The organism is Paracoccus tibetensis, assembly GCF_900102505.1.
Classification (GTDB): Bacteria; Pseudomonadota; Alphaproteobacteria; order Rhodobacterales; family Rhodobacteraceae; genus Paracoccus; species Paracoccus tibetensis.
The window spans coordinates 265,513-290,391 of record NZ_FMVT01000004.1 but is presented as its reverse complement, the minus strand read 5'-3'; the positions used below and the strand labels follow the sequence as shown (position 1 = coordinate 290,391).

At 69.4% G+C, this 24,879-nt stretch carries 20 protein-coding genes; 13 read left to right on the top strand and 7 right to left on the bottom strand.

Going from position 1 to position 24,879, the window contains the following annotated elements; translation table 11 throughout:
- Nucleotides 1-14: 14 nt before the first annotated feature.
- Together BLP73_RS19915 and BLP73_RS07580 are read right to left on the bottom strand one after the other, a co-directional pair.
- The gene (locus BLP73_RS19915; protein ID WP_217630652.1) at nt 15-3,266 is read right to left on the bottom strand and encodes a Hint domain-containing protein; all 3,252 of its coding nucleotides are present in this window, start codon (nt 3,264-3,266) and stop codon (nt 15-17) included.
- A 201-nt stretch (nt 3,267-3,467) separates the two neighbouring features.
- Nucleotides 3,468-3,797 carry a DUF3140 domain-containing protein gene (locus tag BLP73_RS07580; protein ID WP_090741948.1) on the bottom strand — a complete coding sequence of 110 codons (330 nt, stop codon included), beginning with the start codon at nt 3,795-3,797 and terminating at the stop codon, nt 3,468-3,470.
- Between the two features lie 134 nt (nt 3,798-3,931).
- Here BLP73_RS07580 and BLP73_RS07575 point away from each other — a divergent pair, with 134 nt between their 5' ends.
- Nucleotides 3,932-5,641: a catalase gene (locus BLP73_RS07575; protein ID WP_175453274.1), complete on the top strand. Its 1,710-nt coding sequence runs from the start codon at nt 3,932-3,934 to the stop codon at nt 5,639-5,641.
- 186 nt (nt 5,642-5,827) lie between these two features.
- On the opposite strand, the gene BLP73_RS07570 is transcribed toward BLP73_RS07575, so the two are convergent.
- On the bottom strand, nt 5,828-7,240 hold the full coding sequence (locus BLP73_RS07570; protein ID WP_175453273.1) for a ferredoxin reductase family protein: 1,413 nt from the start codon (nt 7,238-7,240) through the stop codon (nt 5,828-5,830).
- 142 nt (nt 7,241-7,382) lie between these two features.
- Here BLP73_RS07570 and BLP73_RS07565 point away from each other — a divergent pair, with 142 nt between their 5' ends.
- On the top strand, nt 7,383-8,108 hold the full coding sequence (locus tag BLP73_RS07565; RefSeq protein ID WP_245686588.1) for a cytochrome c oxidase assembly protein: 726 nt from the start codon (nt 7,383-7,385) through the stop codon (nt 8,106-8,108).
- Entirely contained in the window at nt 8,105-8,605 is a 501-nt protein-coding gene (locus tag BLP73_RS07560; protein WP_090741941.1) for a CopD family protein, read from the top strand. The genes BLP73_RS07565 and BLP73_RS07560 overlap by 4 nt, the downstream gene beginning before the upstream one ends.
- A gap of 26 nt (nt 8,606-8,631) precedes the next feature.
- Here the strand turns inward: BLP73_RS07560 and BLP73_RS07555 are convergent, their stop codons facing one another.
- The gene (locus tag BLP73_RS07555) at nt 8,632-9,150 is read right to left on the bottom strand and encodes a DUF2231 domain-containing protein (protein WP_090742161.1); all 519 of its coding nucleotides are present in this window, start codon (nt 9,148-9,150) and stop codon (nt 8,632-8,634) included.
- Here BLP73_RS07555 and BLP73_RS07550 point away from each other — a divergent pair.
- The 5 genes from BLP73_RS07550 to BLP73_RS07530 all read left to right on the top strand — a co-directional run bounded on the left by BLP73_RS07550 (nt 9,124) and on the right by BLP73_RS07530 (nt 16,202).
- On the top strand, nt 9,124-9,861 hold the full coding sequence (locus BLP73_RS07550; protein ID WP_217630651.1) for a cytochrome c oxidase subunit II: 738 nt from the start codon (nt 9,124-9,126) through the stop codon (nt 9,859-9,861). The genes BLP73_RS07555 and BLP73_RS07550 overlap by 27 nt on opposite strands.
- Nucleotides 9,858-12,443 carry a cytochrome c oxidase subunit I gene (gene ctaD, locus BLP73_RS07545; RefSeq protein WP_175453272.1) on the top strand — a complete coding sequence of 862 codons (2,586 nt, stop codon included), beginning with the start codon at nt 9,858-9,860 and terminating at the stop codon, nt 12,441-12,443. The genes BLP73_RS07550 and ctaD overlap by 4 nt, the downstream gene beginning before the upstream one ends.
- Nucleotides 12,440-12,754 carry a hypothetical protein gene (locus BLP73_RS07540; RefSeq protein WP_139165911.1) on the top strand — a complete coding sequence of 105 codons (315 nt, stop codon included), beginning with the start codon at nt 12,440-12,442 and terminating at the stop codon, nt 12,752-12,754. Before ctaD ends, BLP73_RS07540 begins: the two co-directional genes overlap by 4 nt.
- Nucleotides 12,755-12,831: 77 nt before the next feature.
- Nucleotides 12,832-13,983, top strand: coding sequence for an RsmB/NOP family class I SAM-dependent RNA methyltransferase (locus BLP73_RS07535; RefSeq protein WP_090741937.1), 1,152 nt, complete (start codon nt 12,832-12,834; stop codon nt 13,981-13,983).
- A gap of 80 nt (nt 13,984-14,063) precedes the next feature.
- Nucleotides 14,064-16,202, top strand: coding sequence for a hybrid sensor histidine kinase/response regulator (locus tag BLP73_RS07530; RefSeq protein WP_245686587.1), 2,139 nt, complete (start codon nt 14,064-14,066; stop codon nt 16,200-16,202).
- Between the two features lie 92 nt (nt 16,203-16,294).
- Here the strand turns inward: BLP73_RS07530 and BLP73_RS07525 are convergent, their stop codons facing one another.
- Nucleotides 16,295-16,879 carry a hypothetical protein gene (locus BLP73_RS07525; protein WP_090741933.1) on the bottom strand — a complete coding sequence of 195 codons (585 nt, stop codon included), beginning with the start codon at nt 16,877-16,879 and terminating at the stop codon, nt 16,295-16,297.
- Between the two features lie 234 nt (nt 16,880-17,113).
- Between BLP73_RS07525 and recA the strand changes: the two genes are divergently transcribed.
- The 4 genes from recA to BLP73_RS07505 all read left to right on the top strand — a co-directional run bounded on the left by recA (nt 17,114) and on the right by BLP73_RS07505 (nt 22,215).
- Nucleotides 17,114-18,184, top strand: a complete 1,071-nt coding sequence (gene recA, locus BLP73_RS07520) for a recombinase RecA (protein WP_090741931.1) — start codon at nt 17,114-17,116, stop codon at nt 18,182-18,184.
- Nucleotides 18,185-18,403: 219 nt separating this feature from the next.
- On the top strand, nt 18,404-21,061 hold the full coding sequence (gene alaS, locus BLP73_RS07515) for an alanine--tRNA ligase (protein ID WP_090741929.1): 2,658 nt from the start codon (nt 18,404-18,406) through the stop codon (nt 21,059-21,061).
- Complete coding sequence (locus BLP73_RS07510; protein WP_090741927.1) at nt 21,058-21,357, top strand: DUF1330 domain-containing protein; 300 nt, start codon at nt 21,058-21,060, stop codon at nt 21,355-21,357. Before alaS ends, BLP73_RS07510 begins: the two co-directional genes overlap by 4 nt.
- A gap of 63 nt (nt 21,358-21,420) precedes the next feature.
- A complete protein-coding gene (locus BLP73_RS07505) occupies nt 21,421-22,215 on the top strand; it encodes a class II glutamine amidotransferase (RefSeq protein WP_090741925.1) in 795 nt (264 codons plus the stop codon).
- Nucleotides 22,216-22,230: 15 nt separating this feature from the next.
- On the opposite strand, the gene BLP73_RS07500 is transcribed toward BLP73_RS07505, so the two are convergent.
- Nucleotides 22,231-23,136 (bottom strand): sugar kinase, encoded by a 906-nt coding sequence (locus BLP73_RS07500; RefSeq protein ID WP_090741923.1) that lies wholly within the window; start codon nt 23,134-23,136, stop codon nt 22,231-22,233.
- A 17-nt stretch (nt 23,137-23,153) separates the two neighbouring features.
- Nucleotides 23,154-23,837, bottom strand: a complete 684-nt coding sequence (locus tag BLP73_RS07495) for a GntR family transcriptional regulator (RefSeq protein ID WP_090741920.1) — start codon at nt 23,835-23,837, stop codon at nt 23,154-23,156.
- Nucleotides 23,838-23,916: 79 nt separating this feature from the next.
- Here BLP73_RS07495 and BLP73_RS07490 point away from each other — a divergent pair, with 79 nt between their 5' ends.
- On the top strand, nt 23,917-24,801 hold the full coding sequence (locus BLP73_RS07490) for a LysR family transcriptional regulator (protein ID WP_090741918.1): 885 nt from the start codon (nt 23,917-23,919) through the stop codon (nt 24,799-24,801).
- Nucleotides 24,802-24,879: the final 78 nt, after the last annotated feature.

The window sequence follows — 24,879 nt, the reverse complement described above, 5'->3', positions numbered from 1 at the left end:
CGGCACGTGCCGCGTCAGACGGACGCCTCGCACAGGGCGACCGCGTTCTTCATGTGCCGGGCGACAAGCGAGCGGGCTGGGCGGCCGCCGACCAGCGGCCGGGCCGGCGCCGGAAGCCCGTCGCGCAGCTGGGGCAGCAATTCGATGATCTCGCGCCGGCTGGCCTCGCTCAAGGACTTGAGCGCCTCGGGGCCGACGAACAGGCTTTCGGTCGTCGCGCCTTCGGAGAGGACGATCTGGTGGCTGTCGAACATGATGTGCCAGTACTCGACCGGACCCGGCCGCGCGGCGACCGTCACGCCCGCGGCGCCGAGAAGATGCTTGGCCGCCACCAGCACCTCGGGCCGTCCGAACATGCGCTGCGCGATGCGCGAGCGCACCAGGACGCGGTGCTGCGGCGAGACGGTCAGATCGCGCCGCGGCAGTCCCTCGCCGAGCGCCCCCGCCGCGATGGTGTTCGGCGCCAGATGCGGACTTGCGCGCAGCTCGGCCTCGGTCAGGGCGCGGTGGCCGGTCCAGAGCAGCGGCTGCGGACCTTCGTCCAGCGTCATCACCAGATCCCCCGGCACGAGGTCCTGGACCGGCACCTCGCCCGCCGCGGTCATGATCCGGCTGCCGCGGACGAAGCAGGGCACGCCGGTGTTCTCGGACGTGAAGTCCCGCCACGTGACGTCCAGGAACTGGATGCCGCCCTGTCCGTCCACCAGCAGCGAGCTGCGGCCGTCATAGGTGACGGGCCGGCCCTTCATGTCCTTGGTGTTAGACTGGTTGAGGATGCCGTCATCGTTGAAGTCGGCGCGCAGGTCCGAGAGCTTGTGGTAATAGGGGCTGAGGTCGATGAAGTCGTTGTTCGCGGCGTTCTTGTCGTTCAGGGCGCCGGTGTTGCCGAAGTTGAAGTCGGTGATCGTGTCGACGCTGCCGTCGGGCGTGTAGCGGAAGACGTCGTTGCCCGCGCCGCCCGTCAGCGTGTCGCTGCCCGCGCCGCCGTCGAGCAGGTCGTCGCCGGCGCCGCCGTCCAGCCGGTCGTGCCCCTTGCCGCCCTCCAGGCTGTCCCGGCCGTTGCCGCCCAGCAGCTTGTCGTTGCCGTCACCGCCGTAAAGCGCATCGTCGCCGCCGTCGCCGGACAGCGTGTCGTCGCCCGCGCCCCCGTCCAGCGTGTCGTTCCCCTCGCCGCCGTTCAGCTGGTCGTTGTCCGCCCCCCCGGACAGGCGGTCGTTGCCCGCGCCGCCGCTGAGCGTGTCGTTGCCGGCGCCGCCGATCAGGGTGTCGTTGCCGGCGCCTCCGTCCGCGATGTCGTGGCCGTCGCCGCCATCGATGTAGTCGTTGCCGTCACCGCCCGAGAGGCTGTCATCGCCGCCGCCGCCAGAGAGCTGATCGTCGTCCTCGCCGCCGTCGAGCGTGTCCTGCCCCTCGCCGCCGCTGAGCGTGTCCTTGCCGGCGCCTCCTTCAAGGCTGTCGTTCCCCGACCCGCCGTCCAGATGGTCGGTCCCGTCGCCTCCCTTCAGGGTATCATCGCCCTCTCCGCCCAGGAGGTGGTCGTTGCCCGTCCCGCCGATGAGCGTGTCGTTCCCGATGCCGCCGACCAAGAAATCGTTGCCGTCGCCGCCGTCGAGAAAGTCGTTGCCTTCGTTGCCGATCAGCTGGTCGTCCCCGCCCTCGCCAGAGATCGTGTCATGGCCGGCATTGCCCTCGATGTAGTCGTTCCCGTCGCCGCCCGAGATGACGTCGTCGCCGTTCCCGCCCCAGATGGCATCTTCATCCGCCCCGCCGTCGATCGTGTCGTTGCCGTCGCCGCCCAGGATGTAGTCGCGCCCGCCGCCGCCATAGATGACATCGTTGCCGGCGCCACCCTGAAGGTTGTCGTTTCCGCCATTCGGCGCGCGCGTGTCGCCGGCATCGTCGCCATAGAGCGTGTCGTCGCCGTCGCCCCCTTCCAGCAGATCGTTGCCGTCGCCGCCGACCAGCAGGTCGTTGCCGAGCCCGCCCAGCAGGCGGTCGTCGCCGCTGCCGCCGAGCAGGGTGTCGAAACCGTCCCCGCCGTCCAGCATGTCATTGCCGGCCCCGCCCGACAGGCGGTCGTTCCCGCCTTCGCCAAAGAGGACGTCGTCGTCGTTCTCTCCGTTCAGCGTGTCGTTGCCGTCGCCGCCATAGATCGTGTCGTTGCCGGTCCCGCCCGAGGCGGAATCGTCGCCCGGCCCGCCCTCGATCAGGTCGCTGCCCGCGCCGCCGGTCAGCAGGTCGTTGCCGTCCCCGCCGCGCAGGGTGTCGTTGCCGTCGCCTCCGTCCAGCGTGTCGTTGTCCGCCTCGCCGTCGAGGAGGTCGTCGCCGATGCCGCCCATGAGCGTGTCGAGCCCGCCGCCCCCACGCAGCGTGTCGTTGCCCTCGTCGCCGTAGAGAAGGTCGTTGCCGAGGCCGCCGTCGAGGCTGTCCTCTCCCGTCCCGCCCCGCAGCGTGTCGTTGCCGCCATTGCCGTTCAGCGTGTCGTTGCCGTCGCCTCCTTCCAGAGAATCGTCGCCTGCGTCTCCGCGCATGCTGTCGTTGCCGATGCCCCCGATCAGCATGTCGTTGCCCGCACCGCCGAACAGCGTGTCGTTGCCCTCGTTCCCCTCGAGCCAATCATGGCCGTCCCCGCCATCCAGGACGTCGTTCCCCGCACCGCCATAGAGCGAGTCGTTGCCCGTCCCGCCGTTCAGGGTGTCGTTGCCGTCGAGGCCCCAGAGCGAGTCGTTCCCCCCGCCGCCGTTCAGCAGGTCAGGGCCGGCCGTGCCAACCTGGCGGTCGCCGGCCTCGGTGGTGATGTCGTTGTTGGCGCTGACGTTGATCTTCACGTCGCTGCCGGCCGGATCGAAATCCAGCGTCCGGGTCTGGAGCGTGGCGATGTTGAGGTTGCCGACGCTGTCGTCCAGCACCGCGAAGTAGCGCGTGGGGCCGGTCCCCGAGACCGGATCGGCGCGGATGAAGGCGATCTGCGAGGTGTGGCCATCGCCGCTGACATTGGTCACCGCGCCCGACGCGCTCGTCAGCGTGACCGGATTCGCGCTGCCGCCAGGCACGGCGAGCGTGATCCGGTAATTCACGCCGTTGATCGTCAGGTAGCGCGTGCTGCTCTTGGTGTCGTTCAGCTCGACGATGGTGGTCAGCGTGTTGTCGTTGTCGCCCGTGTAGGTCGCGCCGTCGATGACGCCCCGGATGGTGCCGTTTGCCGCGCTGTAGACGGTGTTGCTGGCGATGCCCGACAGCTCGATCAGGTCGTGGATATAGGGCACGGAGAGCTCCTCGGCGCGGCTCGGTGAACGGTCCATTGGCGGGTGTCGCCAACGCCGCTTCTACCAGAGCGCTCGAGTCGCCTCTTGCGGAGAGTGATTAAAATACAATCCGTTAGCCAAGATCCTGTCGCGCAAAACGCAAGCGGCGGCGGCCGTTCGTGCCGCCGCCGCAGAGGCAGGTCGTGGGTTCTGGAGGCAGGTCTATCCGAGCGGGTCGTGGCCCCAGTTCATCAGCGAGTAGCGCCAGTCGCTGTGCTCCTTTTCCTTCTCGGGGCCGCCCTGTGCGAGGTGGCGCTTGATGTAGCCCACGACCTTGCCCATGTGGGCCCAGTCCTCGTCGTCGAGGTCGGTTTTCTTCTTCCCCTTGATCTCCAGGATGCGCTTGCCGGACTTGTGGCCGGTGCTCTCGCCGTTGCCGCCGGTATCGCCGACGCTCTGGCTCTCGTCGCTCTCCAGCCATTTCTTCAGGGCCGAGGGCGGCATGTTCACCAGGTCCTGCCACTCGGACCAGATTTCGTCATGGGATTTCATCGTGTCCTCCTTTGACCGGGAACATGACGAAGCTGCGATGGGTTCCGGGCTGCGGGGCAATGACGCAGACATATCGGGGAACAAAACGGCGCCTGTGGTCTTGGGCCTGTGCCAAAGACTTTGGAGGCCATACCATGACAGACAGAAGCGACGACGCCATGCGTCCGGCGGCGCGCGCCGATGGCGTGCTGACGACCCGGCAGGGACACCCCGTCGGAAACAACCAGTCGCAGCGCACGGTCGGCCCGCGCGGCCCGGCGACGCTGGAGAACTACCACTTCCTGGAAAAGATCAGCCATTTCGACCGCGAGCGCATCCCCGAGCGCGTGGTCCATGCCCGCGGCTTTGTGTGCTACGGTGAATTCGAGGCCACCGGCATGATCGGCGACGAGCCGGCATCGAAATACACCCGCGCCAAGCTCTTCCAGGAGCAGGGCAAGAAGACGCCGCTGGCGATCCGCTTCTCGACCGTGATCGGCGGGCGCGACAGTTCCGAGACGGCGCGCGACCCGCGCGGCTTTGCGGTGAAGTTCTACACCGAGGACGGCAACTGGGACCTCGTTGGCAACAACCTCGCGGTGTTCTTCATCCGCGACGCGATCAAGTTCCCGGACGTGATCCATTCGCTCAAGCCCGATCCGGTGACCTTCCGGCAGGAACCGAACCGCATCTTCGACTTCATGAGCCAGACGCCCGAGTCGATGCACATGCTGACGCATCTCTTCAGCCCGCGCGGCATCCCGGCCAGCTATCGCCACATGGAGGGCTTCGGCGTCAACACCTACAAGATGGTGAACGCCGAGGGCGGCACGGTCATCGTCAAGTACCACTTCCACCCACGCCAGGGCGTTGCCAGCCTGACGGGTGAGGAGGCAGCGAAGGTGCAGGGCCAGGATCTCGGCTCGGCGTCCAAGGATCTCTTCACCGCGATCGAGATGGGCAATTTCCCGCAATGGGACATGTTCGTGCAGATCATGGAGGACCATGAGCATCCCGAGCTGGACTGGGACCCGCTGGACGACACGAAGGTCTGGCCGGAAAAGGACTTCCCGCTGCGCCATGTCGGCGTGATGACGCTGAACCGCAACGTCGAGGACTTCTTCAACGAGAACGAGCAGATCGCGATGGGGACGGGCGTGCTGGTCGACGGGCTGGACTTCTCGGACGACAAGATGCTGGTGGGGCGCACCTTCTCCTATTCGGACACGCAGCGCTACCGGGTGGGGCCGAACTACCTGCAACTGCCGGTGAACCAGCCCAAGAGCGGGCAGGTGGCGACGAACCAGTCGGGCGGGCAGATGTCCTTCTACCGCGACAAGGCGCCGGGCCAGAACCCCTCGGTGAACTACGAGCCCTCGATCCACAACGGCCTGCGCGAGGCCGAGCGCCAGCCGAACAACCCGCCCGAGGTCACCGGCCACCTCACGCAGTCGGTGCTGGAGCGGCGCAACGACTATGTCCAGGCACGGGCGCGCTTCTGCACCATGATGGACTGGGAGCGGGACGACCTGATCAAGACAATGGGCGAGATGCTGGGCCAGTGTCAGCGCGACGTGCAGGAGCGCATGATCTGGCACTTCCTGATGATCCATGACGATTACGGCCGCCGCGTGGGCGAGATCATCGGCGTCTCGGCCAAGGATGTCGCCGGCATGGCGCCGCTGCCGAACCAGGTGCTGACCGACGAAGACCAGCGCCGCCTCTCGAAGCTCGGCTCGAACGGCGACAAGATCGACGGCGAGGTCTGGGGCCAGTGGACCAGCTCGGTCCCGAACCGTCAGGCGAAGGCCGAGGAGGTGCTGGCCGGGCAGCTGCCCGAGACGCATCGCGAGGCGGCGGAGTAACCGCACCCTCATGACTGCATGGAAGCGGCCGGCGCGCAGGCGCCGGCCGCTTTCGTTCATGCGCACAGAGGCCCGCGATCCGGATCAGGACGCGGCAGGCAGCAGCAGGGCGAAGGCCAGGGCAAGGCCCACGGCCAGAAGGACCAGGGCAGCGGCGAGGAGGCGGGCGAGGAGGGGGCGCATCGGTCAGACCATCTCGAAGATTTCGCTGTCGATGCGGCCGGCCGGAACGCCCATCCGCAGCAGCGCCGACCGCGCCGCCGCCAGCATCGGCGCAGGGCCGCACATCATGTGCGGCCAGTCGCGGCTCTCGGGCGGCAGGAGGCGCTTCAGGAGCGCCTCGTCGATCATCCCCGCTTCGGTCAGATGACCCTCGGGCGGCCAGTCCTCGGGCGGCTCGGCGATGATATGGACGACGCGCAGGTCCATTTCGGAGGACATGCGCGACAGCTCGTCGCGGAAGGCGACCTCGTCCCAGGTCTCATTGGCATAGAGCAGGATCACCGGCCGCGGATCGCCCCGCGCATGCAGCGCGCGCAGGTTGGCGATGACGGGCGTCACGCCGACGCCGCCGGCGATCATCACGAAACCTTCGGCGTCGATCTCCCGGTCGATGGTGAAGACGCCGTAAGGGCCGTCGACATAGGCCCTGGCGCCGACCGGCGTCCGGGACAGGCGCTTGCTGTCATCCCCGAGCGGCTTGATCGAGAACGAGATCTGCGGTCCGCGGTCCGGCGCGGTCGAGATGGTGAAGGGATGCTCGCGAAAGCCGAAGGGCGAGTTGCCGACGGCGAGCCAGGCGAACTGTCCCGGCCGCCAGCCGCGGAGCGGCCGACCCTGCGGCTCGAGCACCAGAGTGCGGATGCCGCTGCCCTCGTCGCGGTTCTCGGTCACGCGCCAGGGGTTGAACCACTGCCGCAGGGGCCGGCCGAGCCGCGTCCACGCAAGCAGCAGCAGCCAGACCAGCGTCACCGCCAGCCACAGCGCGCGCGTCTCGTCCCGGCCGGTGAAGTGCCCCGCGCCCAGCACGTGCCAGATCGCGGCGCCGAAGCCGATGACCGCCAGCGCCACGTGCAGCCGTCGCCACCAGAGGTAGTCGAGCTTCAGCCGCTTGCGGAACTCGGAACTGACGATCAGGACGACAAAGCAGCCCAGGGCGACGCGGCCCGCGGTCATGTAGGGCGCGGCGGTCAGCGGGCTGAGGCTGCCCAGATCGTCCTGGTGCCAGATGTAGAACATCCCGAAATGGCCCAGCATCAGCCCGACGGCGCCCCAGCTGAGGAAGCGGTGGAAGACCACCACGATGTCGGCGCCGAAGGGGTGCAGCAGGGGCTTCAGACGGCCGGTCAGCGCGAACTGCATCCCCGCCAGCGCCAGCGCGGCGAAGCCGAGCGCATAGGCGAAGTCCCGGGTGAAGCCGCGGGCCTCGGGCGGATCGCCGGCCAGGATCACGGCGAAGGGCAGCGCGACCGCCAGCGCCGCCAGCGCCAGCAGCGCCGCGGCGCGCAGCCTGACGGCAAGCGGCCGGTCCGACGGCCGGACATGAGCCGCGGGCGGCGCGGCGGCGTCACGGGCGGGAAGGGGCGTCGACGGGGGCATGTGCCCGAACGCGACGCCGGGGCAGGGGTTCCGCGATGGTGCCACGTGCGGGAACCGTCGGCGCATCAGGAGGTTGGGGTGCAGCATGCCCCGGCACCGGACCTGAAGCGAGACGGCTGCCCGGACAAGAGGGACAACGATGATGAACCAGAGCCTGCCCTATTGCGGCCCGGCCCCCCTGCCGCAGGACCTGTGGCGCAGCTGGAATCTCGACCCGCTGCTGCTGCTGGCGCTGGCGGGCTTCGGCGCTCTGCTGCTGGCCCGCACCGCGCCGGATCGGCGGCTGGCCGCAGGCGCGGGATGGGCGGCGGTGGCGATCGCCTTCGCCTCGCCGCTCTGCGCGCTGACGGTGGCCCTGTTCTCGGCGCGGGCGGCCCATCACGTGCTGATCCTGACGCTCGCCGCGCCGGCCCTGGCCCACGCGCTGCCCCTGCTGCCGCGCCTGCCGGCGGGGCTGTCGCTTGCCGCGGTCACGGCGGCGATGGTGGCCTGGCACCTGCCGCAGGTCTATGCGGCGGCCTGGGGCTCGGACCTCGTCTACTGGGCGCTGCAATTGGCGATGCTGCTGCCGGCCTGGGCCTTCTGGTCCGCCGTCCTGCGCCCCGGCGCGGACGGGCAGGAGGCGCTGCAGCGCGCTGTCCTCATCGGCGGCTTCGCGGCGGTCATGGGGTTCGTCGGCGCCATCCTGACCTTCTCGCCGCGGCTTCTCTACATCCAGCATGTTGAGGGCGCGGCGGCCTGGGGCCTTGATCCGCTGGCGGACCAGCAGCTCGCGGGGCTTGTCATGTGGGTGCCGGGCTTCCTGCCGGTGGCGGTGATCGGCTTTGCCATGCTGCATCTCGGCTGGCGCCGGAGCTTCGCCGCATGATCGTCGCGGGGCTGAAGTTCCTGCATCTGGGGGCGATGTTCTGCTGGTGCGCGGCGCTGATCGCGCTGCCGCTGCTGCTGCATTTCTACGGCAGCACCTGGCGCCACCAGACGGGCGACCAGAAGGCCCAGGCACGCTACATCGAGTTCCGGCTGATCACGCATTACGGCTACATCGCCTTCGCGACGCCGGCCGCGATCATCGCCATCGCCTCGGGCACGGGGCTGATCTTCGCCGAAGAGGTGTTCGATTTGTGGTTCGCGCTGAAGCTGGCGCTGGTCTCGGGGATGGCCCTGGTCCATGCCTGGATCGGTCACCTGATCCTGACCTCGGCCGAGAAGCGCAGCCTGCACCACCTGCCGTCGCCGGTCTGGGCGCTGATGCTGGGCGTGCCGCTGATGGTTGGGGTGTTGTGGCTGGTCCTCGCCAAGCCCGATCTGTCATGGACCGCCGAGTTCATGCCCGAGTTCCTGCTGGCCCCGCGGGGCCAGCAATGAGCGCGTGGGCCCTGTCCGGTGGCGCCCTATTCGGGGCGCGACTGCGTGCCGATGTGGTAGTCGAAGACCAGCTTGCCGCCGTGCCAGCCGGTGATGCCGGTCATCGCCGCGGCGAGGGCCGAGATCAGGATCCCGTAGGGCAGCACCGCGTCCTCGGCATTGGCCAGGCGGAAGCCCCAGTTCAGCCCGAGGACGGACAGCAGCATGACCGCGAGGATGAAATGAGTCCAGCTGGCCGACCGGATGCGGATGCCCGGCACCATCAACAGCTCGATCGTGCCCGAGATGCCGGCCAGAACGCCCATCAGGAAGGCGAAGCCCGCCGCCCACAGCGCGACGCGCGGCCAGAAGGCGTCGGCCGTCCACCAGTAGAACAGGTCGGCGCCGAAGGTCGAGAAGGCCAGCGTGATCGGGAAGGCGACCATCATCGCATGGATCGGGTGGCCGTTCAGGGCGATCTTCGTCTCGGTGTCGTTGAAGGCGACATGTTCCTCGATCGGGTCGGACAGGCGGCGGCGTTGCTTCCAGCTGCGTTTCTCACGCATGCGCGGTTCCTTCTGCGGCGGTTCTGCCAGCACAAGACTGCGGCGGCGCTGGCGGTTCCGCTTCTGGCGGCTTGCGAGGGGCCGCTGAGCACGCTGAGCCCCTCGGGTCCGGCGGCCGAGGATGCCGCACGGCTGCTCTGGGGGATGCTGATCGGCGGCGGACTGATCACGCTGATGATCTGCGTCATGCTGGTCCTGGCGATCCGCGCCCGCGCCGGCAGCGGCCGCGGCGAGCGGTTCTGGATCTGGGGCTGGGGGCTCGGCTTCTCGCTGCCGGTGCTGACGATCCTCGTCGGCTTCTCGCTCTGGATCGGCGAGCGGATGCTGGCGCGTGCCGACGACGCGCTGCGGGTCGAGGCCCATGCGGCGCGGTGGGACTGGGAGTTCGTGCAGCCCGGCCCGGACGGCCAACCAGTCCGCACTGAGACCACGCTCTTCGTGCCGGCCGGCAGCAGCTTCGACGTCTTCATCTCGTCCGAGGACGTGATCCACAGCTTCTGGGTCCCGCAGCTCGGCGGCAAGATGGACGCGGTTCCGGGGCATGTGAACGTCCACCGCCTGCGCGCGGATGCCCCCGGCACCTACGAGGGCCTCTGCGCCGAGTTCTGCGGCGTCGGCCATCCCTTCATGCGGTTCACCGTCATCGCCTACGACCCCGCGGCACCGATGCCCGACATGAGCGAATACATCATCGAGGACGCCCAGCCATGAGCGATGCCAGCCTGCCGCAGACCGCCGCGACCGGCCCGCGTTCCACCAAACCGCGTTCCGAAGCCGAGATCCGCGCGCACGGGATCGACATCGCCGCGAACCCGCCGCAGCGGGCGCTGCACCTGCACCGGGAACTGGATCGCGTCTGGCGGGACGCGCCGGGCTGGGCGGGCTTTTTCACCTCGGTGAACCACGGCACGATCGGCCTGCGCTTCATGGTCACCTCCTTCGTCTTCTTCGCCATCGGCGGCGTGTTGGCGATGCTGATCCGGGCGCAGCTGGCCACGCGCGAGGGCGACTTTCTCGACGTCGCGCTCTACAACCAGATCTTCACGATGCACGGCAGCATCATGATGTTCCTCTTCGCCATCCCCCTGCTCGAGGGGCTGGCGCTGTGGCTGCTGCCGAAGATCCTCGGGGCGCGGGACATGGCCTTCCCGCGGCTCAGCGCGCTCGGCTACTGGTGCTATTTCTTCGGCGGCGCGATCATCGTGCTGTCGCTGGTCTTCGGCGTGGCGCCGAACGGCGGCTGGTTCATGTATGTGCCGCTGACCGACAAGACCTACACGCCGGGCGTGAATGCCGATGTCTGGCTCCTGGGCGTCACCTTCGTCGAGATCAGCGCGATGGCCGCCGCGGTCGAGATCACCGTGACCATCCTCCGCTGCCGCGCGCCGGGCATGCCGCTGACGAAGATGCCGCTGATGGCGTGGTATCTTCTGGGCACCGCCGTGATGATGCTGGTGGGCTTTCCGCCGCTGATCCTCGGCTCGATCCTGCTCGAGGTGCAGCGCGCCTTCGACTGGCCCTTCTTCGACGTCGCCCGCGGCGGCGATCCGATGCTGTGGCAGCATCTCTTCTGGCTCTTCGGCCATCCCGAGGTCTACATCATCTTCCTGCCGGCCGCCGGCGCGCTTTCGACGATTATCCCGGTCCTCAGCCGGACCACGATCCTCGGCTACGGCGCGCTGGTCGCGGCAGTCATCGGGCTGGTCTTCCTGTCCTTCGGCCTCTGGGTCCACCACATGTTCACGGTCGGCATCCCGCACATGGCGCTGGCCTTCTTCTCGGCCGCCTCGGCGCTGGTCGTGGTGCCGACGGCGGTGCAGATCTTCGCTTGGATCGGGACGATGTGGATGGGCCAGGTGCAGCTGCGCCTGCCGATGCTCTACGTGATGGGCTTCTTCGCGACCTTCGTGATGGGCGGGCTGACCGGGGTCATGCTGGCGATGGTGCCGTTCAACTGGCAGGCCCATGACACGCATTTCGTGGTGGCGCACCTGCACTACGTCCTGATCGGCGGCTTCGTCTTCCCGATGCTGGCCGCGGTGACCTACTGGATGCCGCTGATCTGCGGGCGCTGGCGCATCCGCGGCCTGGGCGAGAGCGCCTTCTGGCTGATCCTCATCGGCTTTCACGGCACCTTCTTCATCATGCATCTGACGGGCCTTCTGGGCATGCCGCGCCGCGTCGCGGTCTATCCCGACAACCCCGAATGGGAGTGGCTGAACCTCACCTCCTCGATCTTCGGGATGGTCATGTCGGCAGGCTTCGCGCTCTTCGCCTTCGACATCATCATGCAGTGGCTCTTTGGGCGGCGCAGCTGGCGCAATCCGTGGGACGCGCCGACGCATGAATGGGCGATGCCGCTGCCCGCGCCCTCGTACAACTTCGCCTCGCTGCCCGGGCCGCGTCAGCCGGATGCCGGCGCGCTTCTGCCGTTGGCGCGGGGCGAGGGGCTGCTGCCCGGCGCGCCCCGCGGCGACCGCGAGACGCTGGTCGTCGATCCCGGAAGCGGACGGCCGGACCATGTCGCGGTTCTGGCGACCAGCACGGCGCTGCCCATCGCCACCTCGGCCGCGATCGGCAGCTTCTTCGGCATGATGCTGGCCGGCCAGTACTGGCTGGCGCTGCTGGGCATCGCGGCGACGCTGATCATGGCCTGGCGGTGGGGCGGGATCATGGGCGTGACCCATGACCGGGGCCGGATCGAGGTCGCGCCGGGCATCCAGCTGCCGCTGCACTACCAGACGCGCAATACGCTGGCCTATACCGGGGCGCTGGCGCTGCTCCTGGCCGATGGAGCGCTCTTCGGCTCGCTTCTCTTCGGGGTCGGGTTCCTCGGCGTCGTCGCGCCCGGCTGGCCGGCACCGCCGAGCGGGCTGGCCCATGGCCCGCTGCTGCTGGCGGCGCTTGCCGCGCTGGCCCTGATGGCGGTCGGCAGCTGGGCCGCGATGCGGGCCGAGCGGCTGCGCGCCGCGCCCGCGGGCAGCAGCTGGGCGCTGGCGGGCCTCGTCTGCGGCCTTATCGCCCTCGGGCTGCTGGGCGTGCTGGCGGCGGGCCTCGACGATCCGCGCCGCCATGCACGCGACGCGCTCAGGGGCGCGATCCTCGGCTACGCGGTCGTGCACGGGGTCATCGCCGTGATGCTGGCGCTGCGGACGGTGATGGACTTCCGCCAGGGGCGCATCAGCCTGTCGCGGCGTGGCGCGGCGCCGGCGTGGCAGCTCTTCCAGGGCTGGTGGCTGGCGACCTCGGCCGCGGCGCTCGGCACGGTCGCGCTGCTCGAGGTGCTGTCATGATGTGGCTCGCCCGGGCGCTGGCCGCCCCGATCCTGTGGGGCGTCCTCTTCAGCGTCGTCTACGGGCTGCACGGCGTCGGATGCAGCCTCGGCTGGAACGAGCGGCCCGTCCTTTTCACCGACTGGCACCACCTGGCGATGTGGTCGGCCTGGCTGCTGGGCCTCGGCCTGCATCTCCTGCTGCTCCGCATCCTGCCCGAGGGCGAGGGGCGCCGCCGCCGCCTGATCGTGATGGGCGCCTGGATCGGCCTCGTCTCCAGCGCCTACACGCTCTTCCCGGTTGTCGTCACCTCGAGCTGCATCCCGCATTGAGGGAGCCCGCACCGCCATGCTAGTCCCGTCGGACAGGAGGCGCGGATGCAGGAACGAACAGGCAGAGGGGCAGCAGGATGACGCCGGGCGCACGGCTCGCCGCGGCCATCGAGGTGCTCGACCGGGTTCTGGCGGGCGCGCCGGCCGAGCAGGCGCTGCTGCGCTGGTCCCGCGCCAGCCGCTTCGCCGGCTCGGGCGATCGCGCCGCCGTCCGGGACCTGGTCTTCGACGCGCTGCGGCAACGGGATTCTCTGGCGGCGCTCGGCGGCGCGCTCAGCGGCCGCGGCCTCGTTCTTGGCACGCTCCGGGCGTTGGGCGAGGACCCCGCTCGGCTCTTCACCGGCGAGGGCCACGCCCCGGCGCCGCTCAGCGAGGCCGAGCGGGCCGCGACTGCACCCTGCATCCTGCCGGACGATCTGCCGGACTGGCTGCGGCCGCTCTGGCAGGCCTCGCTCGGTCCCGCGGCGGCCGAGGTGGCCCATGCGATGCGCGCGCGCGCGCCCGTCTGGCTGCGGGTCAACATCGCCCGAGGGGCGCCGGACGCCGCTGCTGCCGCGCTGGCCGCCGAGGGGATCGCTACCGAAGTCTCTCCACTTCTTCCTTCGGCCTTGCGCGTCACCGAAGGCGAGCGCCGGCTGTCGCGCTCGGTGGCGTATCGCGACGGGCTGGTCGAGTTGCAGGACCTCTCGGCCCAACTGGCCTCGGCCGTGCCGACGTTGTCCCCGGGCGCCCGCGTGCTGGACTACTGCGCGGGTGGGGGTGGCAAGTCGCTCGCCCTCGCGGCGAGAGAGCCGGCGGCGCGCATCTTCGCCCATGACGCGCTGGCGCAGCGCATGGCAGATCTGCCTGCCCGCGCCGCCCGCGCGGGGGCCGCGATCCAGCTGATGCCACGACCGAAGGGCGCCTTCGAGCTGGTCGTGACCGACGTGCCCTGCTCGGGCAGCGGAACCTGGCGGCGCAATCCCGACGCAAAGTGGCGCCTGACGCCCGCTGCCCTGGCTGAGCTGCTGGAGCTTCAGGCCCGCATCCTCGACGCGGCGGCGCCGCGCGTGGCGCCGGGCGGGCACCTCGCCTACATGACCTGCTCGGTTCTTGCCGACGAGAACGACCGGCAGATCGAGACCTTCCTGCACCGCATCCCCGGCTTCGCCCTGCGCGACAGGCGGCTCTGGACGCCGCTCGAAGCCAGCGACGGCTTCTTCCTGGCGCTTCTGCAACGCCAGCCATGAACCGCCGCCCCCGCCTTAACCCAGGATTAACCGGCAGTCTGCAATCTGCGCGTGAGGTCTTGGCCAGAAAGGCGAATCGGATGGCACATTGGGACGAACAGATCGGGTTGCCGCGCGGGGCGGTTGCGGCGGTGCCGCTGCTGGTCCTGCCGATGGTTGTGGGGTCGGTGCTGCTGCTGGTGGTGCCGGCCAGCGGCTACGGGACCGCGGCCGTGATTGCGGCGACCGTGGCGCTGGCATGGTATCTGCTCGGCGGCGCCGTGGCTCTGTCGCAGCGGCTCCGGCTGGCGCGGACGCGCAAGGCGGTGGCCGCGCTGCGGTCCGAGCTGGCAGACGCGCCCGAGGCGGTCTGGCTCTGCGATGACGAGGGGCGGATCCTCTTTCAGAACCTGGCCGCCGACCAGCGTTTCCAGGCGGCGAGTTCGGGCACCATCCTCGACGTTCTCGGCCGTCTGCGGGCCGATGCCGAACACGAGGCGGCGCATCTGCTGCGCCGCGCGGAACGCGTCGGCACCGCCGAACTGGCGCTGAACCAGGGCGAGACGCTGTCCCTCAGCTGCGCGGCCGACGGCTCGGTGCAGATCTGGGCGCTGCTGCCATCGGGGGCAGAGCCTGCCTTCGCATCCGCGGACGAGGCTGCCGCCGATGGCGCCGGCGACGAGTTCGAGGCGCTGCCTGTCCCGCTGCTGCGCCTTGGCACCGATGGGCGCATTCACCAAGCGAACGCCGCCGCCCGCCGGCTCTTCGACGGTCGGTTGGAGCTTGAGCCGCAGGATGTCCATCTCGGCGCGCTCTTCGAGGGGCCGGGGCGGGCGCTGACGGACTGGATCACCGAAATCGCCGAGGGCCGCGCCGAGTCCCGCACCGAGATGCTGCGCCTGCGCCAGCCCGGCCCGCGCGGCCCGGAAAGCCGGGATCGCCACTACCAGGTCGCGCTGGCCGTGGACCCCAAGACGGACGACGCGCTGATCGCCGTGCTGACCGACATCAGCGCCCTGAAGACGCTCGAGGCGCAGTTCGTGCAGAGCCAGAAGATGCAGGCCATCGGCCAGCTGGCGGGGGGCGTGGCGCATGACTTCAACAACCTGCTCACCGCGATCCGGGGCCATTGCGACCTGCTGATGCTGCGCCGCGACAAAGGCGATCCCGACTATGCCGATCTCGACCAGATCAGCCAGAACGCGAACCGGGCCGCCGCGCTGGTGGGCCAGCTGCTCGCCTTCTCGCGCAAGCAGACGCTGCAGCTCGAGCCGCTGGACCTGCGCGACACGCTGGCCGACCTGACGCATCTGCTCAACCGCCTGGTGGGCGAGCGCATCGGCCTGCGCATCACCCATGACCCCAAGCTCCGCCCCATCCGCGCCGACAAGCGCCAGCTCGAGCAGGTGATCATGAACCTCGTCGTCAATGCCCGCGACGCCATGCCCGAGGGCGGCGAGATCTGCGTGCGGACCGAGAACCAGCGGCTGAACGCACCGCTGCCGCGCGACCGCGTCACGCTGCCGGCGGGGGACTACGTCCGCATCACCGTCACCGACCAGGGCTGCGGCATCCCGCCCGAGATCCTGTCGAAGATCTTCGAGCCGTTCTTCACGACCAAGCGCACCGGCGAGGGCACCGGCCTTGGCCTCTCGACGGCCTACGGCATCGTGAAGCAGACGGGGGGCTACATCTTCTGCGACAGCATGCCGGGGCAGGGGACCTGCTTCTCGCTCTACTTCCCGGCCCATCATGCCGAGCCCGTCGCGGCCCTGCCGGCCGCGCCCGTCGCGGCGCCGCGTCCTGCGGCGCGTCCGGAACCGGCCGAGACGCCGCGCCTCCTTCTGGTCGAGGACGAAGCCCCCGTACGCGCCTTCGCGGCGCGTGCCCTCAAGCTCAAGGGTTACGAGGTGCTGGAGGCCGACTCGGCCGAAGCGGCGCTGGAGATCCTGCGCGATCCCGCGCTGCGGATCGACCTCTTCGTGACGGATGTGGTGATGCCGGGTCTCGACGGGCCGAGCTGGGTGCGCGAGGCCCCCAAGAGCCGCCCTCAGGCCGGCGTCATCTTCATGTCGGGCTATACCGAGGACATCTTCACCGAGGGCCGGGCGCCAATCGCCAACTCGGCCTTCCTCTCCAAGCCCTTCACCCTGGCCGAGCTTGCACAGCTGGTCGAGGACCGGCTCGCCAGCAGCGACATGCCGCAGCCGCGGCAGGAGCCCGCGCGGCAACTGCACTAGCGCGTTGCGGCCGCAGCGGCCAGCTGGCTGCCAGTGTCGGGCTGGCTCCTGCAGTTCGGTCGGGGTGCCGTTGCTCTCACAAGAACGGGCGATCAGAGGCTCGAGTAGAGAGCGAGGTCCTCCGCGAGGCAGAGGCGCAGGCGCGCCTCGGCCTCGGACTCCAGGTGGACATCCACGCTCGGGGGCACGTTGATCCGCGGCAGCTCGATGGCGCAGTCGAGCCGGTTCTCGAGGAATTCCACGAACTGGTCCATATCCTCGTAGCGGAAGATCCGGTCCACCCGCGCGCCACCGTCCACGAGGAAGGCCCGCTGGCTGCCGATCCCGAGCTGGCCGGGGCCTTCGGGCGCGGCGTAGCGTGCGGCGAAGTCCGGGAAGCTGGCCATCTCGGGCGACTGGAACGGCTCGTCCTGGTCGTCGCGCAGCTTGAAGCGATACCAGCTGCGCAGCCAGTCCACCGGCTCGCGCATCAGCGCGACGGTGGTGAAGCTGCGGCCGGTCTGCGCGCTCAGCCATGGTCCGACATGACGGGCATAGCTGCCGATGCTGGTGTGCTTGAGCGCCGCGGGACGGAGAAGCGCGGCCGAGGCGAGCGATTCGAGCGCCATCTCGACCGCCGTCGAACCGGCCTTGGGCGTCGCCAGGAAGACCAGCCCCTCGTCCCAGAAAATCAGCATGATGACCCGTCCTGCCGCCGTCGCAGGAGGCTGGATAGAGGCCGCGGGCGAGCAAGTAAACGAATTCTTAACCGGAGGGCGAGAAAGCTGGACGAAGATGATTCGCGCAGGGTGGTGAAGCTTCTTGAAAAGCGGCCCGTCATGGCGCATCTAGGTGAGAACAAGGCAGGAACACTTGCAGCGCCGCGTCGATTGCCCCGGGCGGCCTGCTGTGAAACAATAACGGGAAAGCACATGGCACAGGCGAGCATCTTCGACATGACGGACAAACGCGCGGCGGACAAGCAGAAGGCCCTCGACAGCGCCCTGGCGCAGATCGAGCGGCAGTTCGGCAAGGGCTCGATCATGAAGCTGGGCAAGGACAACCCGGTGGCCGAGATCGAGGCGACCTCGACTGGCTCGCTCGGCCTCGACATCGCGCTTGGGATCGGCGGGCTTCCGAAGGGCCGCATCATCGAGATCTTCGGGCCGGAAAGCTCGGGCAAGACGACGCTAACGCTGCATGTCGTGGCCGAGGAGCAGAAGAAGGGCGGCGTCTGCGCCTTCGTCGATGCCGAGCATGCGCTGGACCCGCAATATGCGCGCAAGCTGGGCGTGAACCTGGACGAGTTGCTGATCAGCCAGCCCGACACGGGCGAGCAGGCGCTGGAGATCGTGGACACGCTGGTTCGCTCGGGCGCGGTGAGCTTGGTCGTCGTCGACTCGGTGGCGGCGCTGACGCCGAAATCCGAGATCGAGGGCGACATGGGCGACATGCAGATGGGCAGCCAGGCCCGGCTGATGAGCCAAGCCATGCGCAAGCTGACCGCCTCGATCGGGCGCAGCAACTGCATGGTGATCTTCATCAACCAGATCCGCATGAAGATCGGCGTGATGTTCGGCAACCCCGAGACGACGACGGGCGGCAACGCGCTGAAGTTCTATGCCTCGGTGCGTCTGGACATCCGCCGCACGGGCGCGGTGAAGGACCGCGACGAGGTCATCGGCAACGCGACGCGGGTGAAGGTCGTCAAGAACAAGGTCGCGCCCCCGTTCCGGCAGGTCGAGTTCGACATCATGTACGGCGAGGGCATCAGCAAGGTCGGCGAGCTGATCGACCTCGGGGTCAAGGCGGGCGTCGTCGAAAAGTCGGGCGCCTGGTATTCCTATGGCGACGAGCGGATCGGCCAGGGGCGCGAGAACGCCAAGCAGTTCCTGCGCGACCGGCAGGACGTGGCCATGGCGATCGAGGACAAAATCCGGGCGAGCCACGGGCTGGAATTCGCGGTCGCGGGCGGCGAGGACGAGGCGCTGACCGAGGAATGATCCTGCCCGCGGGCGGTAAGAGAAATGAGCGCGGAGGCGGAGCCTCCGCGCGTTTCCTTTTCCTGGGGGCTCCGCCCCGGCCGCGGGCGCGGCCTCCCCGGGATATTTCGGCACAGAAGATGGGGCGCGGCGGATTGCTGGACAGTGCGGCGGGGCGCGCGTAAACCATCGGGCAGCCCGGCCCGGCCGGAGATGGCACTCTTGCGACGAAGGCCCGACATGCCCAGCCTGAACGACATCCGCTCGACTTTCCTTGGTTACTTCGAGAAGAACGGCCACCGCGTCGTCGAGAGCAGCCCGCTGGTGCCGCGCAACGACCCGACGCTGATGTTCACCAACTCGGGCATGGTGCAGTTCAAGAATCTGTTCACCGGCGTCGAGACGCGCGACTACAACCGTGCGACGACGGCGCAGAAATGCGTCCGCGCAGGCGGCAAGCACAACGACCTGGACAATGTCGGCTACACGGCGCGGCACCATACCTTTTTTGAGATGCTGGGCAATTTCAGCTTCGGCGATTACTTCAAGACCGAGGCGATTCCCTTCGCTTGGGAACTGCTGACCCGCGATTTCGACATTCCGAGGGACCGGCTGCTGGTCACCGTCTATCATACCGATGACGAGGCGGCCGAGATCTGGAAGAAGGTCGCGGGGCTGTCGGATGACCGCATCATTCGGATCCCGACCAGCGACAACTTCTGGCAGATGGGCCCGACCGGCCCCTGCGGGCCCTGCACCGAGATCTTCTTCGATCATGGCGACAAGATCTGGGGCGGCCCTCCGGGCAGTGCCGAGGAGGATGGCGACCGCTTCATCGAGATCTGGAACCTTGTCTTCATGCAGAACGAGCAGTTCGAGGACGGCTCGATGCGGGCGCTGGACATGCAGTCTATCGACACCGGCATGGGGCTGGAGCGGATCGGCGCGCTCTTGCAGGGCAAGCACGACAACTATGACACGGACCTCATGCGGTCGCTGATCGAGGCCAGCGCGCATGCGACCAGCGCCGATCCCGATGGGCCGCACAAGGTGCATCACCGGGTGATCGCGGATCACCTGCGCTCGACCAGCTTCCTGATCGCGGACGGGGTGATGCCCAGCAACGAGGGGCGTGGTTACGTGCTGCGGCGGATCATGCGGCGCGCGATGCGGCATACGCATATGCTGGGGGCGCAGGATCCGGTGATGCACAAGCTGGTGCCGGCGCTGGTGCGGCAGATGGGGACGGCATACCCTGAACTGACCCGGGCGCAGGCGATGATCGAGGAGACGCTGCGCAGCGAGGAGACGCGCTTTCGCCAGACGTTGGACCGCGGGCTGCGGCTGCTGGAGGACGAGCTGTCGGGCCTGCCCGACGGCAGCGATCTGCCGGGAGAGGCGGCGTTCAAGCTTTACGACACCTACGGCTTCCCGCTGGACCTGACGCAGGATGCGCTGCGCGAGAAGGGCCGGGGCGTGGACACGGCCGGCTTCGACGCGGCCATGGCCGAGCAGAAGCGGATGGCGCGGGCGGCCTGGTCCGGCTCGGGCGAGGCGGCGGACGCGACGATCTGGTTCGAGCTGGCCGAGAAGCACGGCGCGACCGAGTTCCTCGGCTATGACACCGAGGAGGCCGAAGGCCAGGTCTTGGCGCTGGTCGTCGATGGCGCGGATGCGGGCGAGGCAGGGGCCGGCACCAAGGTCAGCATCGTGGTGAACCAGTCGCCCTTCTATGCCGAAAGCGGCGGGCAGGTCGGGGACACGGGTTCGATCCGCACCGAGACGGGGCTGGCGCGGGTGACCGACACGAAGAAGGTCGCGGGGGTCTTCATCCACATCGCCGAGGTCACCGAGGGCCAGATCCAGCGCGGGCAGGGCGCGCAGCTGGCGGTGGATCACGCGCGGCGCGGGGCGATCCGGGCGAACCACTCGGCGACGCACCTTCTGCACGAGGCGCTGCGGCACGCGCTTGGCGATCACGTCGCGCAGCGGGGCAGCCTCAACGCGCCCGACCGGCTGCGCTTCGACTTCAGCCACAACCATGCCGTCACGGCCGAGGAGCTGTCGGCGATCGAGGCCGAGGTGAACGGCTATATCCGCCAGAACAGCACGGTCGAGACGCGGATCATGACGCCGGACGATGCGCGCGCGCTTGGGGCGCAGGCGCTGTTCGGCGAGAAGTATGGCGACGAGGTGCGGGTCGTTTCGATGGGCCGGCAGGACGGTAGCGGCAAGGGCGCCGACAAGGCGACCTATTCGCTTGAGCTGTGCGGCGGCACGCATGTCGGCCGGACAGGCGAGATCGGGGCCTTTGCGATTCTGGGCGACAGCGCCTCCAGCGCTGGGGTGCGGCGGATCGAGGCGCTGACGGGGCAGGCCGCGCTGGACCATCTGCGCGAGGCGGACCGGAAGCTAGGTGAGATCGCGGGCATCCTCAAGGCGCAATCCTCGGAGGTCGTGAACCGCGTGCGCGCGCTGGCCGATGAGCGCAAGGCGCTCGCCAACGAGGTCGCGCAGCTTAAGCGGCAGCTGGCCATGGGCGGCGGCGGCGCCTCCGAGGCGCAGGAGATCGGCGGGCTGAAGTTCATCGGCCGCCAGGTCGAGGGCGTGGGCGGCAAGGAGCTGGGCGCGCTGGTCGACGAGATGAAGGCGCAGCTGGGCAGCGGGGTGGTGCTTGTACTGGCCGAAGATGGCGGCAAGGCCACCGTCGCGGCCGGGGTGACGCCGGATCTGACCGGGCGGATCAGCGCGGTGGCGCTGGTTCAGACCGCGACCGCCGCGCTTGGCGGCAAGGGCGGCGGCGGCCGGCCCGACCGTGCGCAGGGCGGGGCGCCCAGCCTGGAAGCCGCCGAGACTGCCTTCAACGATGCCCGCAAAATGATCGAGGAAAGCGCATGACCGCCCTCTGGATTGCCCATGTGACCGTCACCGACCCCGACGCCTATGGCCGTTACGCGGCCGAGGCGGGGCCGGCCATCGCCGCGCATGGCGGGGTCTTCCTCGCCCGCGGCGGGCGCTTCCGGCAGATGGAGGGGAACGAGCGGCCGCGCAATGTGGTCGCGCGCTTTCCCAGCTTCGATGCGGCGATTGCCTGCTACGAGAGCAGCGCCTACCAGGCCGCGCTGGCCCATGCCAAAGGGGCGAGCGAGCGCGATCTCGTGATCGTGGAAGAGACGCCCCCTCCCACAGAATAGATGAAGCCTTCATACCTTTGTGCTAGGACTGACACAAAAGCAGTCTGAGGCGAGGGCAGCATCATGTGCCGTTGGGCGGCCTATACGGGCGAGCCTATCTTCATCGAGGATATCGTCAGCCGGCCGGCGCATTCGCTGATCCGGCAGGCGCAGGGGGCGCTGCGCTGCCACACGCCGGTAAACGCGGACGGGTTCGGGCTGGCCTGGTACGGCGAGCGTCCCGAGCCGGGGCTCTACCGCGACATCCTGCCCGCTTGGTCCGATCCGAACCTGCGCAGCATCGTCAGCCAGGTCCGCTCGCCGCTGTTCATGGCGCATGTGCGCGCCTCGACCGGGACCGCGACCAGCCGCAACAACTGCCACCCCTTCGCCGTCGGGCGCTGGTCCTTCATGCATAACGGCCAGTTCGGCGGCTATGACGCCTATCGCCGCGATGCCGAGCAGCTGATCCCCGACGCCTTCTACGAGCATCGCAAGGGCGCGACGGACAGCGAGGCGCTGTTCCTGATCGCCCTGGGCGAGGGGCTGGACGAGGACCCGCAGGGCGCCATGGCCCGCGCCATCGCCCGCATGACCCGGCTGGCGCTGCGGCGGGGCAGCGCGCCGCATGTGCGCGCGACCTGCGCCTTCTCGGACGGGCAGCGGCTCTATGCGCTGCGCCACGCCAGCGACGACCACGCGCCCTCGCTCTACCACCGCTGGTCCGACACGCGTCAGGGCTGGGCGGTCGTCTCCGAGCCGCTTGAGACGGACCAGGGCGACTGGCTGGAGGTGCCGCCGGACAGCTTCTGCATCTTCGAGGCGGGGCGCGTCACCATCCGGCCCTTCGTCACCGTCGATCTGGTCGAGGCCGCCTGAGCGGCGGGCTGCCCGTCAGGCCAGCGCCTCGCGCACCAGAGCCCCCGGATGCCGGATCACGCGCCGGCTGAGGTCGTGACCGGCGCGGATCGCGGCCTCGCACTTCGCGCCCTTCAGCCGGGCCGCCAGGTACCCGGCGTTGAAGCTGTCGCCGGCGGCGGTCGTGTCCACGGGCGTCTCCGGAGGGAGGTCGTCGACACAGCCGCTGCCGTCCCGGCCCGCGAAATGGATTGCGCCGCCGCCGTTCTTGACGACGACCTGAGCCGCGCCGCCGCGCAGGTAGCGCGCCGCCGTGTCCTCGGGCGATGCGTCCGCGAAATGCGTCCGCTCGTCGTCGAAGCTGGGCAGGACGAGATCCGCACCCGCCGCCGCGGCCTCGATCTCGCGGCACATTGTGGCCGTGTCGGACCAGAGCCTCGGGCGCAGGTTCGTGTCGAACACGACCACCGTGCCGGCCGCCCGCGCCCTCGCCAGCGCCGCCAGCAGGCGGGCGCGTCCCTCGGGCGGCAGGATCGCCAGTGTGATTCCGGAGAAGTAGGCGACGCCGCAGCCGCCAAGCGCCTCCGCCAGCGGCGCCTCGTCATCGGCCAGCCGCCGGGCCGCCGAGGTCTCGCGCCAGTAGGAGAAGCTGCGCTCGCCGTCCTTGAGGTTGATCGCATAGAGGCCGATCTCGCGATCCGCCTCGCGCACGATGTGGCGCGTGTCGAGCCCTTCGGCTGCCATGAAGTCCAGCGCCTTCTGCGAGAACTCGCCCGTGCCGACCCGCGTCATGTAGCCGACCTGCCAGTCTGCCGGCAGCAGGCGGCGCAGGTACCAGGCGGTGTTCAGCGTGTCGCCCGCGATGCCAAGCCGCCAGAGGCCTTGTTGCGGGGCCTGGGACAGCTCGACCATGGCTTCGCCGATGCAGAGGATGCGGTTCATGAGGCCTGCCTTCCGGATCAGTCGGTGAAATACGCGGGATGCGCCGCCGCCATCTGCGGCAGCTCGTCCAGCATCTGGCGAAGATGCGCCCGCACGGCCGCCTCGGCGGCGCCCGCATCGCCCGCCTCCAGCGCTTCCAGGATCGCGCGGTGCTGGGCCATGGTCGCGGCCCGGTCGAAGACGCGCATCGACAAGTGGCGCAGGCGGTTCATCTGCGCCTTTAGCCGATCCAGGTCCTGCCAGACCTCCGGCGCGCCGGCGGCCTCGGCCATCGCGGCGTGGAAACGGTCGTCGGCCTCGATGAAGGCGGGCACGTCCTCCGCCGCGTGGGCCATCTGCTGCGCGGCGATCTGCGCGTGCAGGGCCGACAGGTCCGGCCGCAGCCCGGCCACACGGCGCGCCAGGTCGCTCTCGACGGCCTCGCGGATCAGCCGGGCCGACAGGACGGCGCGCATCGAGATGCGGCCGATATAGGTGCCGCGCTGCGGGCGGATCTCGGCGAGGCCGTTCTCGGCCAGCCGGATGAAGGCCTCGCGCACCGGCTGGCGCGAGAGCCCCACGCGCGCCGCGATTTCGGTTTCCGACAGCCGCTGGCCGGGCAGCAGATCGCCGCGCAGGACGCAGCTGTAAAGCCAGTCATGCACCTGCTGCGCCGTGGAGGCGCTGCGGGGAAGGGGCAAGGGGGCGGGGTCGTCGGCCATGAGCCGTGGCTAGCGCGAACTTCCATACAAGTAAAGACGGCGGCTTGACGCCCGTGCGGCGGCGGGGCCTGATGCCGCGATGATCGACAAGCTCGAGATGTTCCTGGCCGTGGCGAAGGAGCGGCATTTCGGCCGCGCCGCGCAGACGCTCGGGGTCACGCAGCCCACGTTGTCGGCCGGCATCAAGCAGCTGGAAGAGCAGCTGGGCGTCCTGCTGATCTTCCGCGGCAGCCGCTTCGGCGGGCTGACGCCCGAGGGGCAGGCGGCGCTGGTCTGGGCGCGGCGCATCGTCGGCGACAGCCGCCAGCTGCGCGAGGAGATGCGGGCGGTGCGGCATGGCCTGTCGGGGCGGCTGAGGATCGCGGTGATCCCGACGGCGCTGACCTGGGCCGCGCGGATCAGCGCCCGCTTCGGCGCCGCCCATCCCAATGTCGGCTTCACCATCCTGTCGCGGAGCTCGGTCGAGATCCTCCAGATGATCGAGGATCTCGATGTGGACGCCGGCATCAGCTACCTCGACAACGAGCCGCTCGGCCGCGTCAGCAGCGTGCCCCTCTATGACGAGCGCTACGTGCTCTTGGCACGCGAGGATCACCCGCTGGCGGCGGCCACGCGCCTGCCTTGGAGCGCGCTGGAAGGGCAGCGCCTGTGCCTTCTGTCGGCGGACATGCAGAACCGCCGCATCATCGACCGCACGCTCAGCGAGGCGGGCGTGACCACGCAGGCGGCGGTCGAGTCGAACTCGACCGTGGTTCTGGCGGCGCATGTGCTGGAGGGCGGCTGGCTGACGATCCTGCCGCAGGGCATCGCGAGCTTCCTGGCCGAGGGCAAGCCGCTGCGCCTGATCGCCCTCGAGGGACGCGGCGGCGCCTATCAGGTGGGCCTCATCGCGCCATGGCGAGAGCCGCACACGCCCGTGCTGGACGCGCTTCTGGGCGAGGCGCGGCGGCTGGTCGATAGATGAATCCTATCGGCCAACGGGACGGCGATATTGATTTCGGAACGAGCAGCCTGTGTAATGGCGGTCTAGCACGTCGAAAGG

Coding starts and splice junctions, on each gene's coding strand:
- BLP73_RS07580 (WP_090741948.1), bottom strand. CDS start 3,797: ATGAAATCCCATGACGAAATCTGGTCCGAGTGGCAGGACCTGGTGAAC.
- BLP73_RS07575 (WP_175453274.1), top strand. CDS start 3,932: ATGACAGACAGAAGCGACGACGCCATGCGTCCGGCGGCGCGCGCCGAT.
- BLP73_RS07570 (WP_175453273.1), bottom strand. CDS start 7,240: ATGCCCCCGTCGACGCCCCTTCCCGCCCGTGACGCCGCCGCGCCGCCC.
- BLP73_RS07565 (WP_245686588.1), top strand. CDS start 7,383: ATGAACCAGAGCCTGCCCTATTGCGGCCCGGCCCCCCTGCCGCAGGAC.
- BLP73_RS07560 (WP_090741941.1), top strand. CDS start 8,105: ATGATCGTCGCGGGGCTGAAGTTCCTGCATCTGGGGGCGATGTTCTGC.
- BLP73_RS07555 (WP_090742161.1), bottom strand. CDS start 9,150: ATGCGTGAGAAACGCAGCTGGAAGCAACGCCGCCGCCTGTCCGACCCG.
- ctaD (WP_175453272.1), top strand. CDS start 9,858: ATGAGCGATGCCAGCCTGCCGCAGACCGCCGCGACCGGCCCGCGTTCC.
- BLP73_RS07540 (WP_139165911.1), top strand. CDS start 12,440: ATGATGTGGCTCGCCCGGGCGCTGGCCGCCCCGATCCTGTGGGGCGTC.
- BLP73_RS07535 (WP_090741937.1), top strand. CDS start 12,832: ATGACGCCGGGCGCACGGCTCGCCGCGGCCATCGAGGTGCTCGACCGG.
- BLP73_RS07530 (WP_245686587.1), top strand. CDS start 14,064: ATGGCACATTGGGACGAACAGATCGGGTTGCCGCGCGGGGCGGTTGCG.
- BLP73_RS07525 (WP_090741933.1), bottom strand. CDS start 16,879: ATGCTGATTTTCTGGGACGAGGGGCTGGTCTTCCTGGCGACGCCCAAG.
- recA (WP_090741931.1), top strand. CDS start 17,114: ATGGCACAGGCGAGCATCTTCGACATGACGGACAAACGCGCGGCGGAC.
- alaS (WP_090741929.1), top strand. CDS start 18,404: ATGCCCAGCCTGAACGACATCCGCTCGACTTTCCTTGGTTACTTCGAG.
- BLP73_RS07510 (WP_090741927.1), top strand. CDS start 21,058: ATGACCGCCCTCTGGATTGCCCATGTGACCGTCACCGACCCCGACGCC.
- BLP73_RS07505 (WP_090741925.1), top strand. CDS start 21,421: ATGTGCCGTTGGGCGGCCTATACGGGCGAGCCTATCTTCATCGAGGAT.
- BLP73_RS07500 (WP_090741923.1), bottom strand. CDS start 23,136: ATGAACCGCATCCTCTGCATCGGCGAAGCCATGGTCGAGCTGTCCCAG.
- BLP73_RS07495 (WP_090741920.1), bottom strand. CDS start 23,837: ATGGCCGACGACCCCGCCCCCTTGCCCCTTCCCCGCAGCGCCTCCACG.
- BLP73_RS07490 (WP_090741918.1), top strand. CDS start 23,917: ATGATCGACAAGCTCGAGATGTTCCTGGCCGTGGCGAAGGAGCGGCAT.